The organism is Vibrio rubrogenes (assembly GCF_059641415.1).
In genome coordinates, this window is sequence record NZ_JCARSY010000035.1 from 1 (window position 1) to 18,970 (window position 18,970).

Annotated in this window: 12 protein-coding genes and 3 CRISPR repeat arrays; of the genes, 3 read left to right on the forward strand and 9 right to left on the reverse strand. The window is 44.6% G+C overall.

The features are described 5' to 3' along the window. A partial coding sequence (locus AC55NX_RS17490) for a hypothetical protein (RefSeq protein WP_496996895.1) occupies positions 1-1,543 on the reverse strand: 1,543 nt, incomplete at its 3' end. 426 nt (positions 1,544-1,969) lie between these two features. Here AC55NX_RS17490 and AC55NX_RS17495 point away from each other — a divergent pair. Together AC55NX_RS17495 and AC55NX_RS17500 are read left to right on the forward strand one after the other, a co-directional pair. Then, the gene (locus AC55NX_RS17495) at positions 1,970-3,529 is read left to right on the forward strand and encodes an S-type pyocin domain-containing protein (protein ID WP_496996896.1); all 1,560 of its coding nucleotides are present in this window, start codon (positions 1,970-1,972) and stop codon (positions 3,527-3,529) included. After that, the gene (locus AC55NX_RS17500) at positions 3,526-4,020 is read left to right on the forward strand and encodes an ankyrin repeat domain-containing protein (RefSeq protein ID WP_496996897.1); all 495 of its coding nucleotides are present in this window, start codon (positions 3,526-3,528) and stop codon (positions 4,018-4,020) included. The genes AC55NX_RS17495 and AC55NX_RS17500 overlap by 4 nt, the downstream gene beginning before the upstream one ends. A gap of 551 nt (positions 4,021-4,571) precedes the next feature. After that, a CRISPR array of direct repeats spans positions 4,572-5,739; the repeat unit is 28 nt; unit sequence TTTCTAAGCTGCCTATGCGGCAGTGAAC. 593 nt (positions 5,740-6,332) lie between these two features. Here the strand turns inward: AC55NX_RS17500 and AC55NX_RS17505 are convergent. Genes AC55NX_RS17505 through cmr1 form a run of 7 tightly spaced genes read right to left on the reverse strand, consistent with a single transcriptional unit; the run spans position 6,333 to position 13,541 of the window. Beyond that, positions 6,333-6,842, reverse strand: coding sequence for a hypothetical protein (locus AC55NX_RS17505; RefSeq protein WP_496996898.1), 510 nt, complete (start codon positions 6,840-6,842; stop codon positions 6,333-6,335). Further along, positions 6,842-7,885 carry a type III-B CRISPR module RAMP protein Cmr6 gene (gene cmr6, locus AC55NX_RS17510; RefSeq protein ID WP_496996899.1) on the reverse strand — a complete coding sequence of 348 codons (1,044 nt, stop codon included), beginning with the start codon at positions 7,883-7,885 and terminating at the stop codon, positions 6,842-6,844. Before cmr6 ends, AC55NX_RS17505 begins: the two co-directional genes overlap by 1 nt. Before the next feature lie 2 nt (positions 7,886-7,887). Next, positions 7,888-8,301, reverse strand: a complete 414-nt coding sequence (gene cmr5, locus AC55NX_RS17515; RefSeq protein WP_496996900.1) for a type III-B CRISPR module-associated protein Cmr5 — start codon at positions 8,299-8,301, stop codon at positions 7,888-7,890. After that, the gene (gene cmr4, locus AC55NX_RS17520; protein ID WP_496996901.1) at positions 8,301-9,161 is read right to left on the reverse strand and encodes a type III-B CRISPR module RAMP protein Cmr4; all 861 of its coding nucleotides are present in this window, start codon (positions 9,159-9,161) and stop codon (positions 8,301-8,303) included. The genes cmr5 and cmr4 overlap by 1 nt, the downstream gene beginning before the upstream one ends. A gap of 20 nt (positions 9,162-9,181) precedes the next feature. Continuing rightward, positions 9,182-10,339 carry a type III-B CRISPR module-associated Cmr3 family protein gene (locus tag AC55NX_RS17525; protein WP_496996902.1) on the reverse strand — a complete coding sequence of 386 codons (1,158 nt, stop codon included), beginning with the start codon at positions 10,337-10,339 and terminating at the stop codon, positions 9,182-9,184. Further along, complete coding sequence (cas10, locus tag AC55NX_RS17530) at positions 10,336-12,225, reverse strand: type III-B CRISPR-associated protein Cas10/Cmr2 (protein WP_496996903.1); 1,890 nt, start codon at positions 12,223-12,225, stop codon at positions 10,336-10,338. Before cas10 ends, AC55NX_RS17525 begins: the two co-directional genes overlap by 4 nt. Before the next feature lie 2 nt (positions 12,226-12,227). Then, entirely contained in the window at positions 12,228-13,541 is a 1,314-nt protein-coding gene (gene cmr1 / locus AC55NX_RS17535) for a type III-B CRISPR module RAMP protein Cmr1 (protein WP_496996904.1), read from the reverse strand. 201 nt (positions 13,542-13,742) lie between these two features. Next, positions 13,743-15,571: direct repeats of the CRISPR family, unit length 28 nt. A gap of 863 nt (positions 15,572-16,434) precedes the next feature. On the opposite strand from cmr1, the gene AC55NX_RS17540 reads away from it, so the two are divergent. Beyond that, positions 16,435-16,689 carry a hypothetical protein gene (locus AC55NX_RS17540; RefSeq protein ID WP_496996905.1) on the forward strand — a complete coding sequence of 85 codons (255 nt, stop codon included), beginning with the start codon at positions 16,435-16,437 and terminating at the stop codon, positions 16,687-16,689. Positions 16,690-16,701: 12 nt separating this feature from the next. Further along, positions 16,702-18,171: a CRISPR direct-repeat array (repeat unit 28 nt; unit sequence TTTCTAAGCTGCCTATGCGGCAGTGAAC). A gap of 152 nt (positions 18,172-18,323) precedes the next feature. Here the strand turns inward: AC55NX_RS17540 and cas6f are convergent. Further along, entirely contained in the window at positions 18,324-18,968 is a 645-nt protein-coding gene (gene cas6f, locus AC55NX_RS17545) for a type I-F CRISPR-associated endoribonuclease Cas6/Csy4 (RefSeq protein WP_496996906.1), read from the reverse strand. Between the last annotated feature and the right edge of the window lie 2 nt (positions 18,969-18,970).

Genomic DNA, 18,970 nt, shown 5'->3' on the forward strand with positions numbered 1-18,970 from the left:
TAAAAGACTTCGCTTCACCGACAATAACGTCATCATTTTCTAAAGATATGATGATATCGGCTTTATCTTTGGTTGTGTTTATATCTTTGCGCAAGTCTTCATCGACATTTAATCCTAATTGCTCAAGTATTGAGCGAGTTACCTCTTCAAATTTAACACCAAGCTCTGCCTCTTTGATGTCGATACCAGCAGCACATAAGGAGTGTAAATCCCTAGAAGCAAGGTGGTGGTAGTTTTCAATGTAGCGGTCATTTGCACTTGCGAAACTTTCAATAATTTGTGTTCTTGGATTTCCTCGTTTAGGTAGCCCCATATCATTGCGAATTTGTTTGATCTCATCGTTAGTATATAAGTAGAGAATATCAGTAGGTGTTATGTTCAGTGCCTTTAATCGTTCAGGATCTAGTGTTTCCTTATTCTCTATTTCAAAATCTTTTCTCAGCCGTTCTTCAACATTTGAAGTCTCTGTTGTCAGCACTTCCAAAAGCTCTTTATAACCACTGACACTAAGTGAATTGAATTCTCGTTCTTCTGATTCCTTTAACTCTGTAATCAAAACATCCACACGCTCTTGTAGCTTCGCTCCAATACGTTGAACATCTAGGCTCAATTCATCAATGAGGTTTTTAATCCTATCTTTTTTCTGATTCTGAGTTGTGTCAGAAGAATGAATATCGTTTTCTAAAATACTTCTTATGGATATACCTGAGTGAGCAATAGTTGCGATTTTGTCTTGACGTTCTACACCTCGTATTTTCTGACCGTGATTCTTTAATATGCTTGATAGTTCTGAGTCTGTCAAAGAGCGAAGAATGCGGAGTACATATTTGTCATTTAAATCTTTTCCTTGAATTTCATGCAGAATATCAACGACCTCTTCTGCAACCATTACTTCAGAGCGCCGACGATTAACTAGAATAATGCCATGCTCTCTTAGGTATTCTAGGGCATTTTCAATCCCTAAGTGAGGAATGGGGTTGATTGTATGATCAATTGCATTTACCTCTTCTCTGGATAGACTTAAACGCTCAGCAAGAACATTTAAAATGCTTCTCTCGTCGTCAGTTATCTTTGTTTCTCTGTTATATTTTTCGTCATTATTGAATGCTGTACTGACACATTTTTTATATATTTCAATACGATGGATTCTATTGTAATCATATTCTTCATTTTCCTTCATTTCGCTAATCAATTGCTGGCTGAGACTGTCTATTTGCTCATATTCTTTAGCATATAGCTTTTCTATCCAAGGTATACTGGCAATACAATTACCATCACGAGACAGAATGTTAACGAGAAGCGAGACTTGGGGGCCACCAATAGCGATTTGTTCTTTAATGTACTGTTTATAATATTCCTTTATTAGATTAAAGAGCTGCGTGATTTCATTTCCCGATGCAGCTTTTAGTTGACCATCAATTTTTTCTAGTTGCTTTAACAACTTGGTATCATCTTTATGACTTTGGCAAAGCCTATCTATGCAGTTTACAAACTTAGATCGCTCTACTTGGTTTGTATGATTCAGAACTAAGCTCAATTTCATATAGATTTCCTTTCCAATCATTTATCATATATTTAATATATCGAAAATCTCTTGATGGGTAACTGATTGAATAAAATGTGTTAACTGCATCACTAGCAAATCTGGGAAGAACTAACGTAAGCAGCTAATTTAAGATACGTATTCAATTATCATAGATATGGTGACCCACGAGTCAAAATTGAATACTTTGGTGGCGTAATCGAAGTTCAGCTTGTCTCTTTTGACGGGATTTATGAACGACCAAAAGCTGAGAAATAGCATCAACGTGATTACTATTCATCAATAAGGCAGTAAATCCCCCTATTTATGGAATGCAAACCATATTAACTATCTGATTCTATTGATAATGGATCATCTGTTATTGTGCTGTTGTACAATGCTCCTCCTATATCGATATGAACTGAATTCATACATAAACAACGTCAAATGAACTATCAAACCATTCAAATCTACAACCTGATGGCGAATGAATTTGCTCAGGTTGAAGGGGATTTTTTGTCCCTGCGCGAATCGGATATCAAATCCGTGACGCCTGCCGGAATGCGCTGTTCTGATTTTCTTGAGCAGCTACGCAGCGGTCATCAAGTCTTACTCACTGATACGCCATCCATCCCCTTATTGATTCGGGAGCGGGATGAATGGGGCAATCTATACTGGCGAGTCAATCCCGAGGTTGAGCCTCAGCTCGACTGGCTGGCACACAAGGCCTATACCGCACGGGCTGAGCTGGTCAATCATGGCATTGGCTCATCTTACGTCGGCAGTATCAATGCCTCTGTGTATACCGAGCCTTATGTTGAACGTGAACCTGTGAAACTCACTTTAGCGCAGCGACTAGCAAAACAGCGTCAGGAACGATTACAGGAATCAGAGAACATACAACTGCCCCCTTCATCATGGCAAGACACGTTTAACAAGCCACCGATCAAACCCTCACGTTTTGCCAAATCTGCCCTTGTGCCGAGAGGAACGTGTGATATCGGTACACAAAGAGAGCAACTCTCATCTCTGGGTGAGTATGCAGCCTATACGCTGGCGATTGGTCAGGGGGTTGGGACGGCAGCGACTGAAGACGCTTTTTTAACGCGTATTGGTGGTGCAGCACTGGCAGAGCTACCGAACCTGACGATGAAAATTGTCGGTCGGGCTGGCATTCTGGCCGCATTTATGCCCAGCCAGCTTGGTGATGGCACGCTGTACAATGAAAATGACCTGATGGATAAAACCACGGTTGAAACCAATATCCGCTTAGGGTTCAATGCTGATAATCGGATTTACGGTTATCATGTCAATGGGGTGAATATTCCCAAGCGTGAAGTGACTCGGGTCGGTGATAAATTTGTCGTTGAGTTAGAGCCGGATGTCACTATTGAATGGATACCGATGAGTGGCGATTTTGGCGGCAAACCGATTCTGGTTAATCCCATTCCTGACCTGAAAACTTACAATATCTGGGTGTATCCGGAGGCTGAGCAAGGCCAAGAATTTGATAACACCTACATCACGCCAATCGCTGATGCAGATTTACAAGACTATATTCTGACCTTTCCGGCAGATACCGGACTCCCACCACTGTATGTGGTATATAGTCATCAAATCCGTCAACCGAATGGTCAGTTTGGTGCGAGTAAATACCCCAAACCGGAGCTAAACCGAACATCCCTTCGGGCTGAAACTAAAAGACAGATTGAAGCAGAGGCAGAAAAGTTAAATGGTCATTTCGTCGATGAAGACGGCAACGTAATTACAGATTGGCATTATGGACATAGGAAAGGCTTAGAAAATCGACGGATACTCAGAGCGGCTGATGAAATGGGAATGACGCAGGAAGAATTGAATGATTTTGTGAATTCACACCCTGACTATTTTCTGATTGAGGATGCCAAGACCAACCTTAGTCATGTCAATGAGAAACCGGGCAGTGATGAATTAAACAAAATTCTTGGTGATATGAAGCGATTTTTAAAAGAAAGGAAGACTCAATGAGTTATGAATTGTATGAAGCTATCGTAGATGGTGAAATTGAAACAGCCAAACAATTAGTTGCCAATGGTGAAGATATTCACCATGTTACAGCTAATGATAAATGGTCATACCTACATCAGGTTGCAGATACAAAGCAGACTCCGCCGGAATCCTTTCAGTATCTGATTGACCAAGGGCTGGATGTCAACGCAATTGATAGCTATGGCTATACGCCACTGATTTATGCCGTTCGTCAACGTAACGCTGAGGGGATGCGGCTCTTGTTGGAAAACAGTGCTGATAAATTGATTGAGCACAGAGGCATAGATAGCATAAACGCCCTTCGAATGGCATTTCGAGGAAAACCATTTGTATATGATGTTGTCAAACTATTGCTTGATTTTGGTGCTGACCCTGATGCTAAAACAGAAAAGGGAAAATCAGTCCGAGAGCTTGTTAACTTACTTGATGATATGGATCCTAAGATTATTGAATTAGTCAGTCATTACTAAATAAAGCCCAATCATAAGTAAAACTATTGTCTAAAATGGAACCTATTCAGAGCCGCATGATGTTGTGGCTCTTTTTGTGTCAGCCCTTTTCCTGCAAAATCAGGCACTTCATTGTTGTTCATGTAAGTCTATGATTATTCAAAACAATTGCGTGTAGCAATGCGTGTCTAAAATTGTTTTTTTAACAAAAAATTTAAAATAAATTCAATAAATCATCTGGTTACATTAAAAAATGAAAAATCATCCGTGATTTTTCACCCTGAGAGCATCGATCAATTTAACTTTATTGATTCAGTGTTTCACCCCACTCAAATTAACCACCCAACCAAGAAAACCATTCTGGGAGAATGGTTAGGCTTTTCCGGGCAGGACGCCCGTAAAAGCTGGTTCTGGACAACGTGTGACTCCGTCAAACAAAAAAGATCTTCTGGTTACTCTTGCATCTTGGCAAGAGTAACTGGCGCACAAGACATCAATGCCTCTGAAACCGAGGAACCAGTTGTGCGTCATATCTCAGTGCCAAAGGCTGGATTGTTCGAAAAAACAACCAATTTCTAAGCTGCCTATGCGGTAGTGAACCAACAGCGCTTCAATAACTCAATCACGCAGATTTTCTAAGCTGCCTATGCGGCAGTGAACAGTCAGGCGGCTCCATGAGTGATACTAAAACATTTCTAAGCTGCCTATGCGGCAGTGAACTTTCACCGTTTTGGTGGCTTTCCCCATCGATTTTTCTAAGCTGCCTACGCGGCAGTGAACCAGCGCTAATGGTTGCCGGGGGCGCAGCTGTCTTTCTAAGCTGCCTACGCGGCAGTGAACGACATAACAAAGCAATGGAAGCTCTCTATCATTTTCTAAGCTGCCTACGCGGCAGTGAACTGCGTGGAAACGGACAGGCGGCCAGTCCCCGGTTTCTAAGCTGCCTACGCGGCAGTGAACGGTAACTCATACCCCGACGAGGTTTTGGCTGATTTCTAAGCTGCCTACGCGGCAGTGAACTTTATATTCCACCAAGTTATTTTGTGCCAGAATTTCTAAGCTGCCTACGCGGCAGTGAACATACTCAATACGCATGGGTTGCGCCAATTGGTTTTCTAAGCTGCCTACGCGGCAGTGAACCTGTACTTGTTAATAATGCGTGAATTTCTATGTTTCTAAGCTGCCTACGCGGCAGTGAACTTGAAGTTACGCAAACTCTATTATCAACTCTGTTTCTAAGCTGCCTACGCGGCAGTGAACGAACAAATGAACAGGGGTTAGCCATTCAGGTTTTTCTAAGCTGCCTACGCGGCAGTGAACACGAGTTCGATCTGTCGGGGGAATAAGCAGAATTTCTAAGCTGCCTACGCGGCAGTGAACCCTACGGAGTGACGCTTGTATACTCCTCAAATTTTCTAAGCTGCCTACGCGGCAGTGAACCTTGACAACGTTACATTGCGGGGCTAGATTTATTTCTAAGCTGCCTACGCGGCAGTGAACAGCTCGATGAAAATGGAGACATCACAACAAGCTTTCTAAGCTGCCTACGCGGCAGTGAACGCAGCGCATCAGTAAGCGCGGATAACCCATACTTTCTAAGCTGCCTACGCGGCAGTGAACTATCGATAAGCAGCAAGGATTACCGAGTGCGTTTTCTAAGCTGCCTACGCGGCAGTGAACATTGCGCCGTTAGTTTTATTGGTAATCGTGACTTTCTAAGCTGCCTACGCGGCAGTGAACAATAAACTTATCACGAAAAACCCTGTCACAGCAAAAGGTTAGTCGAAAAATCCCTTTTTTACCTTGTTAAAAATGCTTGTTTTTAAGTTATTGATTTTAAGTGTGTTTTTTAAAGGTGAAAAATAAAGGGTCTGATGGCGTCAAATTTGGGTGCCGGTGGCTGGGAATATAAAACTTGTAATGTAGCAGTTTGGGACGCAATAACTTTCTTCGATTTCATTAGCATCCTCGAACGCGCCCCAGTTACTTTTGATAGATCTCAAAAGTAACCAAAAGCATCTTTTTTGAGTTCAGCGCACGTAATCAGGGACGCTTTTATTCGCTCCTGCTCACGAAAAGCTTAAAATTCATCCATGAATTTTACCCTGAGAGCATCGATCAATTGAGCTTTATTGATTCAGTGTTTCACTTCACTCAAACAAACCACCCAACCAAGAAAACCATTCACGGATGAATGGTTAGGCTTGCATCTCTACAAGAGTGACTGGCGCACTGAGTACCGATGTTTCTGAAATTGAGGAACCGATTGTGCGTCATAACTCAGTGCTAGAGGCGGGATCGAAAGTGTCTAGACGAATCCACACCCATAGCAATTAATATGACGATTTCTCTTTTACATGAGATTCATCAAATTGTTCTATCTCTTTATCAGTACATTTAACATGCAATGTCTGATTACCTTTATTTTTATGAATAGCTTGAATTCTTTGAGCAAAATTTTCTGTGTTAGTATCGGCAATACTAAACCTATCTTGCTTCTCTCCTTTCATTTTTATCATACCGATATAACCTAGCACTTCACTCCGAGAAAAATCTTTCCTTAGCATTTTTGGACAATGAATTGACTGGTATTTTTCAGAATCAAGCATAATTTCAATTTCATCATCGAGTGCACTTAATTCATGCAATCTTTTATCAATAAAGAAATAAATAATTCCCGTAGCAAATAAGCTGGTAGAGATCGAAATGATGACAGACCGCCAAAACTCACTATTAACAGTGAATTCGATATTAACGGTAACTCCATGAACGATTAACAAACCAACAATAGGTAAAATAAGAAATATGAATAAAGCTAACCATGTTCTCTTTATCAATGTCACTATTCTTTTCCTTTTAAAAACTGATAAGCCTTGAAGCGATTTTTAGAACTACTTTTTGTCTCATTTTTCCATGAGTCTATAATGTCGCTATGATGTTTAAGAACCGCCTCCGTTAACCACTGAAGATCATCACGTTCTTTTATTTTATTTAACTCTTTACCAAACATGATAGCTAACTGGCTTGCTGTGAGCTGGCTAATCTCATAGTCGCGTTTTTCTTCAACCGTCATCCTACGTTCACGAGAAAGTTTTTTTAACTTCGAAGAGAGGTCTACATTTTCTTTAAAATACCCATACCCCGCCGCTGTCTTCGCACCGATCCCCTGACTTTGCAAAACATGACTTAACATGGTTTGGCAAAGCTCGACTGGTTTCGGGTCACCTTCTAATACAAACAGAAAGCTGCCTTGTACGGCGAGTAAATGATTCGGAATCGGGCTGTCTTTATCAGATGGTTTATCTTGTTGGCCGTTCGGGCCGTTGTAATAGGCTTGGTGGTGAGTGGTGACCACATCCAGCACAAAAGGTTTATCGCTCCCTTGTGGAATCCACCAAGCGTCATGAAAGGTGACTAAGCCAGACACACGCTCAAGCTGACTACTATCTCGTGTCCCAAAAAGATCGGTTCGTTCATCCGCATAATCATTTAAATGCTTTTCAGCCCAAGCGCGCACCACGCCTTTCACGCTCGATCCCGGAATATAAGGCATGCCGTAGTTGCGGCTTAAACTGCACCCTGTTTCTAACGCAGCATTGCCGGTTAAGCCGATTAATAATCGGTTTTCAAGGGTCATGACCGTTTGGCTAAAGCGATTCTCGTCTGAGGTAAGGTCAAACCAACGATTAAAGGCTTTTTTGTATCCCTCCGGCGCAGGCAGTTCCACCATTTTTTTTAGATGTTCTGTCTTTTCACTCCCTGATTTATCACTGCTTTTGGATAGTTCAACCAAACCTTTTTGCAGCAAAAGACTTGGGTTAACACTGTCACTCTGACCAAACGCTTCTTTGACTTTATCTCGAACCAGCTCTATTGACTCATTCATACCTAATCCTCCTGACTATCTTTATCAAGAGGTTTACCTTCTAGGATGCCCTGCACATAACGGCGCAGCCAGCCCGAGATTTCTAGCGCCTCACGGGTGTAGCGCATGATTTGCTTGAGATCAGAACCAATGATGTATTTATGGAATGCGGTTATATTTTTAACACCGTCAAAATCGTCATCAATCTTCTTAAAAGCAGCGAGTAGATGATTCAGCAATGTTTCATGAGCATTTTCAGAGGGTGCTTTCGAAAGCAAAAATCCCGTAGCTTGCGGCAAACCATTTTGCAAAATCATGGCAGGCAATTTATGCACTATCGTGGCATAGTTCTTATTCAGCTTTTCATCTCCGCTCTCTTCAAGCTTAGCCACCTGCTGATAGGCCGTTTGTGCAATGATTTGATTCCTTGAGATCATCACTTAATCTCCTGTATCAACATTTGTACCAAACCACTGCCGACGCCTGCATTACCGCCCATTTGCAATAAAGCAGCATTGGCGTTGTCTTTAAAATTGCCTACGTATTCTGGTTGATAGTTTTTCGTACTTTCATTGAAACTATAGCTCCCCCATAACACACACTCGGCAGGCAGATTTTCTTCCGTCCATAATGCGCCGTTATCCACTACACCAGTGTCTTGATTCATGCGAATGCGAGTCCGAACTTCGGTAGCGGTTTCCGCCAAATACGCAAACACATCATCAGGCAGAATCACAAAATGCTCATGGAAATCCGTTTGAGCCGCTTCATCATCCGCATACATGACTTTAGATAAACGCTCGGCCCATTTTTGCGTTTGTTCATCGCCCTTAACCGCATCGATATCCAGCTCTTCAAACACGACCTTATCAGAAGCGATATTTTCGCTATCTTTGCCCACATAAGCTTTATCTTTGCTTTCAGTTGGCAGATCAATGTCTATTCCCAGCGCCTTTTTATAGCGCTTTAAAATAAACGGGCACGTGGCATAGGCCACAATGCCATATAGGCTGCGCACTGGCAGCAATAGTAAGTGTGCATCGGTGATAGAAAGCGCGCCGGCAAAACTTTCAGTGCCATCTTTGGCCAAAGACCCAAATAGTGCTTGCGTTAATTGTGCATTGTCTTTCTTTGCTGATAAATGTGCGCGCAGCACCCCACGCAGCGTCGCCCCCGGCACAATCGGTAAATTGGTGGCACGCTCACGAATAATCGGTTGATCGACAATCCCCACGGATTGCCCGGAGCCACAGTGCAAGTTAGTGTGTGTAACAAGGTGATAGTGATTAAAAGACATGTCATTATCCTTACTGAATTCTATTGTTCATTCCATGAGTACGCCATGGGAAGCGTCAGACCAAAGCCATTTAAGTTGTGCTGATGGTCATCGCAAAGATGGGCCATCCAGAGCGCTTCTATCTCTTGCTCTGTTGCCGTGCCTGCAACGATTTCAAACCAATAGGTCGCCCCGGCGGGAATCATACGTTCACTGGCGCGAGGTTTATTACCGTCGAGATCCCAACCAGATTGCGGCTGCCAGCGATCGAGTGCAGCGGCTTTAAGTTTTAGCCGCAATGTTTCACACCCTAGCGGCGTGCCCTCAAGCGTTTCTTTATCGAGCCAAGCCGGTCGCCAGCCCGCTTTAAAAATCGTGGGGGTGAGAAATGTCAGAGTTAAGCCACCCGCTTTGATGATGTCTCTGGCAAAATCTCGGGGACTTTGCGGCCATACATCACAGTGCATCACTTCCGCTAAGCGGCGCTCACCGCCTAAATTCATTGCCGTGAGCGATACCTCACCATGAATACCCGCCAGAATCCCCACTTGTTCCGTGGGAAAAACATCCTGTTCGTTTGGCTGCTGCCACATGGCAAGACCCGTGGTTTGAAATATCTGCCCTTCTACCGAATTTAAGGTGGTGTTGTCACGTTCGATATGCGTACGAATATCGGGCTCGGTTGGTGTCCATCCATTAGCTTTGACCTGTGAAAATGCGAGAGCTTCATCGCGGCGCCATGCCAGCAAGTCTTGCAAAGCCCACCACTTGGGGCCACTCACGGGTTTGCCTTGCGTTTCTTGTGACACAAACAGCGGCAGTAAGTCATGGGGTAAATCACAGCCTTCATCTTGGCTCAGCTCGACGGGTTGAATGCCCACAATGGTAGTCTTACCGTCAACCGCAAAATACTGTGCATCCGCAGGTTTAGGCACCAGAATATGTTCTTGTTTAAGTGTATCAGTCGGCTGATCGGCTGGAATTCTTATCGCCAATGGGCCAGTCACTTGGATCTCTAATAGTTTAGAACTAAAGGCTTCGTTGGCACTGCGGGCATATAGATTACGTAATGCCCCAGCGATGGTGGACGGTGGCGGAAACTTTGCTGCCTCGGCATCGGAAATCGCCTCAAACGGGCGACTTGAGCGAATAATGAGCGGATCTCTCGGGCTTAATACAAAGTAATTCAAATCAATCATTCGCTCTCTCCTGCTGCTAGATCGGCAGATTTTTTCGCTGACAACCAATGCGCAATACGCAGCATAGCCGCCAATTTATCCAAAGGCTGAGCCTGTGCTTGCTCTCTTAATTGCTGCTTTAAGGACATCACTTGTTCTTTGAAAGTAGGCTTCTCAATTTCTGGCCGCTTGTCTTCTGGGTCGGTTTGTTCAAGTTCCTCAGTTGAATATTGGTGGGCAAATGAGGCGCGGGCGAGCATACGCTCCATTTCACTGAGACGAATGCCTTCACCTACCGCTTTATCCACCTCTTTGTCACTCGTCCAATTGAGACTATGGGACATGGCTAACACCTCTTGCATAATACGAGTCGGCATTAAGCCGTTTTTAAAGCCTGCTACAAATGCTTTTAAAGCATCCAAAGTTGATTGCTCATCCCAACGGCAGCGCCATGTAATTTCATGCCCAGAACGAATGCCTAATACAATGGCTAAGGCATTACGGGGATTCGTTAAGCCATTCCCTTTCGCCAGTTTTTCCGCTTGAATGGCGCGATGGCGCAATTGGCGCATAGGCTGAACAAAATGCCCTACCGCCAGACCAACAGACAAGGTTGGTGGCGTTTCAACGACTAGATTGCGTTGATCTATGACATCCGCCATTGTGTTAGCAAACAGCACAGCCAACGCTTGCGCACAAGCCAAAGACGAATTGAGCGGCACAAAGGCAAGTACATCATCACCGCCCGTATAAATGGCATGGCCGCCATGTTCACGTACCTTACTGCGCACCTCGGTTGCAAATTGGTGTAGGGCTTTAGATATGGCGATGGAATCGTCTTTTTCTTTCGCTTTTGAAAGCAGCTCCCCCATACGGTCGCCATCGGCTTTTAGCAGCACTCCGTAAGGTACTGGTGAGCCTGACTCTTTGCTAATAATAGATAAACAGTTAAGCAGCGCCTTTTTTGTATCTTTGGCTTTGGCTTTGTCTAGGTCTTTATCCAGACCTTTCTCTTGTTCAATACGGCTGGGAAACAGGTATTCGCCATCATACGGAAAAGCCTGATATGCGTCTTTATTGCCCTCAACGGTGGTGGCGACGCCTAGTTTTACAAACGGCTTATAATGAGATTCAAGGGTTTTGAGTTGCTCTGAACTCAAGGAGGCTAACCAAGGCTCCGTCACCACCCGCGAAAACGGCGTAAACTGCTCAAAGTGCCCGGCACGGCGCTTGACGAGACCTAAAATATCCAACTCTTCGCGTTGACTGAGTCGCAACTGGTGCTGATGATCTGGATTGCTACGTAATTGTTCCGTTAAGGTATTATTCGCCCCGTCTAACGTGGATTTAAACAAACCCAGCTTCGAGTCTTGAATGGGCAGAAAGTCTTTGGTTTGCTTGCGGGCTGTGAGTAGCTTTCCTAAACGTTCTGAGGCTTTGCCATATTGGCCTGATTCAAGCTTCACCCACGCGGCATAAGTGTCGAGAATGCCATCTTTTTGTTGTTCAAAACGCGCCCAGTCAATCGTAAAGCCAGCTAACTTTTTATACCGTACATCATCAAGAATGTTCATTAAACGCACTTCGGCGGCTTGTTTCGCTTGCTCAACGATGTTACGAACCTGACTGATATCCTCCACCTGAATTACTGCTCTAACCACATTGGCAATATTGGCTTCTATAGGTTTGTCTGAATCGGGGTCTTGTGGTTGTAAGTTAACATCTGAGTTATCGTTATCTGGGCTTGGGAAAATCAAACAATTGCTCTGTGCTTCGTGCAGCGACAGCGCCACCGCACGCGAGACTTCGGATAACAACCACGACCCACACCATAAGTCTTGGCTGCGTCGCCCTGCTTCAATAAAACTCTGTACAGGGCCAATACTAATCGCGACTAAATAGTCCATGGTTATTGTCCTTGTTTGAAATAGTCGAGGAAGGCGGAAAGAGGATCATCGCCACGACCTTGCATGGGTTTATCTTTTTTAGCAAGCTGCTGTTGCTGTTCTGGCGAGGAAGACCAATGCAAAGGCTTGTCATGAATATTTTTAGGCTTAGGCAATAACGCTAATGGCTGGGTTAACGCTTTATGCCAATCTGGTATCAGTAAAGCCGCTGCTTTCCATAGTTTACCATCGTAATAAGGACGTATGATTAGAGGGCTAGCCATACGTTCTTTATCTTTATCTGCAACCTTTAATGTATGATCATCCGGCTCTCTTCCCGAGCCTTTACTTTGCTGAAAATGGAAAATAATTGGTAAACCGAAAGCAGCCCTAGGAAAAAAGTTAGTATTTGAGTCATTAGGAGGATGCTTTTTACTATAAGTATTGGCTAAATTTCTGATCGAATCAGCTTCAGGCCAACGACTTCTGCCTGCTGGTGATTTAGAATCAGTTGCAGGTGGGTTTCTTCCTACACCTTTAGCCTGCCGGAAATCCCTTAACTTATCACAGCCATATTTCCAACAAACCATAGCATCTTGCTTCTCTTTTAGAGAAACCAAAGTTAATACGCCACCTTTTTTCTCTACTTCTTCACACGTAACTGGCTGAAGAATTTTATCTTTTAATTTCACCTCAACAGCACCCAACCCTCGACGTGTTCGGCTGCCTACCCCCCCAAAGCTTGCCCACCAACGAATAGCTTTTTGCACCTCACTAATCTGCTCAGATGTTAAAGCGCCTTCTGTATGCGTTTTAAAATTAAGCTGTAACTCAAAAGATAAATCCGTTTTGGTTATTTTATGAGGCAACTTTTCAATAACTCTTCTATCTTTGCTTAACTTCCCTTGAGCCGAAAAAAGTGCATAGGCATGGCCTAAGTTAGGATCAGCCTTCGGAACACTTTTAAATTCACTACGATCTTTATAGCGTTCATACTCAAACGCTGCTACTTCACCTTTAAAATTAACATTCGATACTCTAATCTCCACCTGACTCGCTTTAGCCCCATCATCACCAATCCCGCCCCAAATAGCCGTCTCTTTGTCGAACATTTCTCTAGGACTGTTAAATGGCCCACAGGCAATCCGCCACCAAAAGCGTAACTGGCCTCGAATCGAACTGGCGCGAATGGGCATGGCTGTATCGACTTTACCGGCTTCCACCCCGCCGCCATACATCGGCGTGACTAATTGGCACTGATACGTCTGCCATTTGTTATCCCGTGAAATGATATCATTGAGCCCATCAGTTAATGCCTTAAAATTATCATGTTTCATTTTCCTTACCATTCTCACCTTCCCTATGGCGAAATATCAGACTAGGAGCCACCCTTGACATCATTCTATCCTAACTTTTTAACTTACTGTTTAATATGACAAAAGGCATACTTTACGTATTCATAAACGACATATTTATGAATACGCACAATTAAGCGCTTACATTCGTATCAATAAAGCATGTTCGGTGGTGAAGATTTATTTCTAGGCTGCCTATGCGGCAGTAAACAAAGACCCAGATTTTGCTAATGCTCGCGGAATTTTCTAAGCTGCCTACGCGGCAGTGAACATGCGATCAGATCAGCCGGTGGCGTACCCCTTTTTCTAAGCTGCCTACGCGGCAGTGAACCACAATTGGCTGATGCTCGCGCCGCTGCTACTTTTCTAAGCTGCCTACGCGGCAGTGAACCTGTATTGGAACAACAAACAGTGACATCGCAATTTCTAAGCTGCCTACGCGGCAGTGAACGGCCTGTTGAATTGTCCGGTTTCACATGGTCTTTTCTAAGCTGCCTACGCGGCAGTGAACATGACAACGCCACAAAAATCAAACAGGAAGCATTTCTAAGCTGCCTACGCGGCAGTGAACGAATCATGGGAGAAGCGGCCATGTCCGCTCTTTTTCTAAGCTGCCTACGCGGCAGTGAACTTGTAGAATATCCAATCAAAAACAGTGATATTTTTCTAAGCTGCCTACGCGGCAGTGAACCAGGAGGATTGGAATAAATTTACGCGCGGAATTTTCTAAGCTGCCTACGCGGCAGTGAACTGTCGAAAGAATGAAGCAAGTCATAATCGCATTTTCTAAGCTGCCTACGCGGCAGTGAACAGTGGAGTGCTTGGGTATTCACCCAGAGGTACTTTCTAAGCTGCCTACGCGGCAGTGAACGTATAACTTTTACTCAAGACATGATTGACATTTTTCTAAGCTGCCTACGCGGCAGTGAACTTGCATCGTGTGCAAGTGAACAATGGGAATATTTTCTAAGCTGCCTACGCGGCAGTGAACTATCGCGTCGTCACGGGAACATACGTACCTGTTTTCTAAGCTGCCTACGCGGCAGTGAACCGGCACAAACGGTTCAAGCTGCACGACCTGGATTTCTAAGCTGCCTACGCGGCAGTGAACGCGGTACCGTAGGACACCGAATGGTTGCGTTCTTTCTAAGCTGCCTACGCGGCAGTGAACGAGCGGTGTACGGCAGCACCGTCGATGTACGCTTTCTAAGCTGCCTACGCGGCAGTGAACCGATATCTGGACTAACAATGCAAGGATCTAGCTTTCTAAGCTGCCTACGCGGCAGTGAACTCATGGCAAATACTTTAGCTTCATTTTTAGTGTTTCTAAGCTGCCTACGCGGCAGTGAACTTTTTCACCTGTTTCTGGTTGTAGGCACTCCTTTTCTAAGCTGCCTACGCGGCAGTGAACTAATTCAATCATTGCTCGGTGGTTCTGGTAGTTTTCTAAGCTGCCTACGCGGCAGTGAACCAATCTTGTATCTCAGGGGGCGGAGGTTGCCCTTTCTAAGCTGCCTACGCGGCAGTGAACGTGGCAATTGAGCAATCTCGAGCCATTACAGATTTCTAAGCTGCCTACGCGGCAGTGAACTTGACCGGGTAACATTCCAAGGTCGCCCTTTTTTTCTAAGCTGCCTACGCGGCAGTGAACGCAAACTATGATTATGACTATCTTACAAAAATTTTCTAAGCTGCCTACGCGGCAGTGAACGTTTTGATTTCAACGGCAAATCACTTCATATATTTCTAAGCTGCCTACGCGGCAGTGAACTCTAAAGCCAAACGGATTCTTAATATTTAAATTTTCTAAGCTGCCTACGCGGCAGTGAACGTCTTTTTCTTTTTTGGTAATGGGTATATACTTTTCTAAGCTGCCTACGCGGCAGTGAACATGGATGACCATTTACCGCAATACCCAATGGTTTTCTAAGCTGCCTACGCGGCAGTGAACGTCTTTATAGACCCATTATAGGGCACAAGAGCTTTCTAAGCTGCCTACGCGGCAGTGAACAATAAACTTATCACGAAAAACCCTGTCACAGCAAAAGGTTAGTCGAAAAAAACCTTTTTTACCTTGTTAAAAATGCTTATTTTTAAGTTGTTGATTTTAAGTGTGTTTTTTAAGGGTAAAAAATAAAGGGTCTGATGGCGTCAAATTTGGGTGCCGGAGGCTGGGAATATAAAACTTGTAATGTAGTAGTTTGGTGCGCAATCAAGTCCCTCGATTTCAATCACATCTCCGAAGCGCCCCAGGTACTTTTTCACGGCCGAAAAAGTACCCCAAAAGGTCTAGAGGGTTAAGTTCAGCGCACCGAATCAGGGTCGGATTGATTCGCATCCTGCTCAAGCAATCCTGAAAAATCGTCCTGATTTTTCACCCTGAGCTCATCGATCAAATTGGCTTCCGCTATGTTTCACCCCACGCAAATCAGCCACCAAACAAAGAAAACCATTCACGGATGAATGGTTAGGCTTTTCCGGGCAGGACGCCCGTAAAAGCCGGTTCTGGAAAGCGCTCACCCAAGCCAAACAAAAAAGATCTTCTGGTGACTCTTGCATCTCTGCAAGAGTGACTGGCGCACAGAGCACAGATGTCTCTGAAATCAGAGAACTGATTGTGCGTCAAATTTGGGTGCCGGAGGCTGGGAAGATAAAAACAATAGGCTGCTGGTTTGGGACGCAATCCCATTCCTCGGTTTCATTAGCATCTCCGAAGCGCCCCAGGTACTTTTTCACGGCCGAAAAAGTACCCCAAAATGCCTAGGGTTTGAGTTCAGTGCACCGAATCAGGGTCGGATTGATTCGCATCCTGCTCAGGCAATCCTGAAAAATCATCCGTAATTTCCCCCTGAGCTCATCGATCAATTGAGCTTCGTTGACTCGGTGTTTCACCCCACTCAAATCAGCCACCAAACAAAGAAAACCATTCACGGATGAATGGTTAGGCTTTTCCGGGCAGGACGCCCGTAAAAGCCGGTTCTGGAAAGCGCTCACCCAAGCCAAACAAAAAAGATCTTCTGGTCACTCTTGCATCTCTGCAAGAGTGACTGGCGCACAGAGCACCGATGTTTCTGAAATCGGAAAAACAGATTGTGCGTCAAATCTCAGAGCCAAAGGCCGGATTGTTTGAAAAAACAACCAATTCCTAAGCTGCCTATGCGGCAGTGAACATCAAGATGAAATTTCGCCACTGGCTCATGTCTTTCTAAGCTGCCTATGCGGCAGTGAACTAATTTTGACAATAGTTATCATTGACCCTTTATTTCTAAGCTGCCTATGCGGCAGTGAACAGTCGATTAATTATCACCAAAACAACCAGAGATTTCTAAGCTGCCTATGCGGCAGTGAACACGAAACAGTATCATAAAGAACAATGTTTGCTTTTCTAAGCTGCCTATGCGGCAGTGAACCTCAGATGATGTTGATTCATTTTTCACTTTCTGTTTCTAAGCTGCCTATGCGGCAGTGAACGAAACCAGTTATTCACTACCGCTGTGAATATTTTTCTAAGCTGCCTATGCGGCAGTGAACCAGATGGGTTGTTGCATGGGTCGAATTCTATTTTTCTAAGCTGCCTATGCGGCAGTGAACTGACCCGCCTTTACCGTCTGTGCCCAGCATCATTTCTAAGCTGCCTATGCGGCAGTGAACTTGTTTGCGGTTGATGGTGTATTGCGCGTAGCTTTCTAAGCTGCCTATGCGGCAGTGAACTGCGTACTATTCGGTCGGGAGGTAAAAGTAAATTTCTAAGCTGCCTATGCGGCAGTGAACGCATGGCTTTTGCCATATCGTATTGCGCAAATTTTCTAAGCTGCCTATGCGGCAGTGAACATGCAGCCTCAACCGAGGGACACAATTGTAGGTTTTCTAAGCTGCCTATGCGGCAGTGAACGTCGCTGTCACACGTCGGCACGTCCGCTACGGTTTCTAAGCTGCCTATGCGGCAGTGAACGTGCATCTCCACATCCCCGAAATGCTCGGATATTTCTAAGCTGCCTATGCGGCAGTGAACCTTTAAGTGCTGCGCGGTCCTATGGCTCACATTTTCTAAGCTGCCTATGCGGCAGTGAACTAGCGTCCGGTACAGTTGGTGCACTCGGAACGTTTCTAAGCTGCCTATGCGGCAGTGAACATGAAATGAATACCGATGGCGACTTTGAGTTTTTTCTAAGCTGCCTATGCGGCAGTGAACCAGTGTTGGCAGCAATGCAGTTCGAGCACAATTTTCTAAGCTGCCTATGCGGCAGTGAACGTAATGATGACGCCATTGATGTTGACGTCTCCTTTCTAAGCTGCCTATGCGGCAGTGAACGTGAAAACTATCACATGCCTGTCGAAAATGTTTTTCTAAGCTGCCTATGCGGCAGTGAACTCGATATCGTAAGTTCCGTCTGTTGTTGCGATTTTCTAAGCTGCCTATGCGGCAGTGAACATGAGATGTAGCTAGAGCTATCAGCCCATTCATTTCTAAGCTGCCTATGCGGCAGTGAACTCGCCCGAACTCGACACCATACGGGTCCACCTTTTCTAAGCTGCCTATGCGGCAGTGAACTTCGTCAGCAATTGCAGAAGGGTATTTAGACTTTTCTAAGCTGCCTATGCGGCAGTGAACAATAAACCTGTCCCAGAAAAATAAGCCACAGCAAGGAGTTAGCCGGAAAAACCCTGTTTGACCTTGTTTAAACCGCCTCTCTGTAGCTTATTGTTTTTATTGATGTTTTTAAAGATCGAAAAATAAAGGGTCTCACCTTCTGAAAAACAAGGCTAAAACCACGGCACGAATGTTTCTTTCCCCTTGGCTTTCGCACTCAAGCCATAGCACGTAAACCCATTGCCACCATCAGGCGCTGAGTTCGATTTATCACATTGAATAAACAGCATAAATTGATGGCGGTGCTGCCCCTCAGCCGGTGTAGATAAACTCTGCACACGAATATAGGGCAACTGACTACGACCAGAGTGCTTCTTCACTGATGTGAGCAATACACTCCGCATCTCGTGTTCATCCACTCCGTGCTTGTGCGACAAATGGGCGACCCGACGGTCAAGCTGTTTTAAACGCTGCTGTTGTGACTTAGGGTTGCAGCGAGAAAAACAGGCGTATTCCGTGACCCCACTAGGCACCGGCTTGATTGATTTAATATGGACGTAGTCACGCAAACGCTGTAACCACTGCGCCACATTGGCATCAGCAAGCTGTGATTCGTTGTCCGCAAATAGTCGCAGTTGATGACCAAGCGGAAATGCAGCATCGCCGTAGGCCGGAAAACTCAGCCCGATGTCAGAGACATACGCCTCATTTTTATGCTCTACCAACATCAAGTGTATTTGCTGATACACCTTCTCCCAGATAAACCCTAACGAAATATCAGCATCCGGCAGTAATGTTATGTCTTGATAATATTTCATAT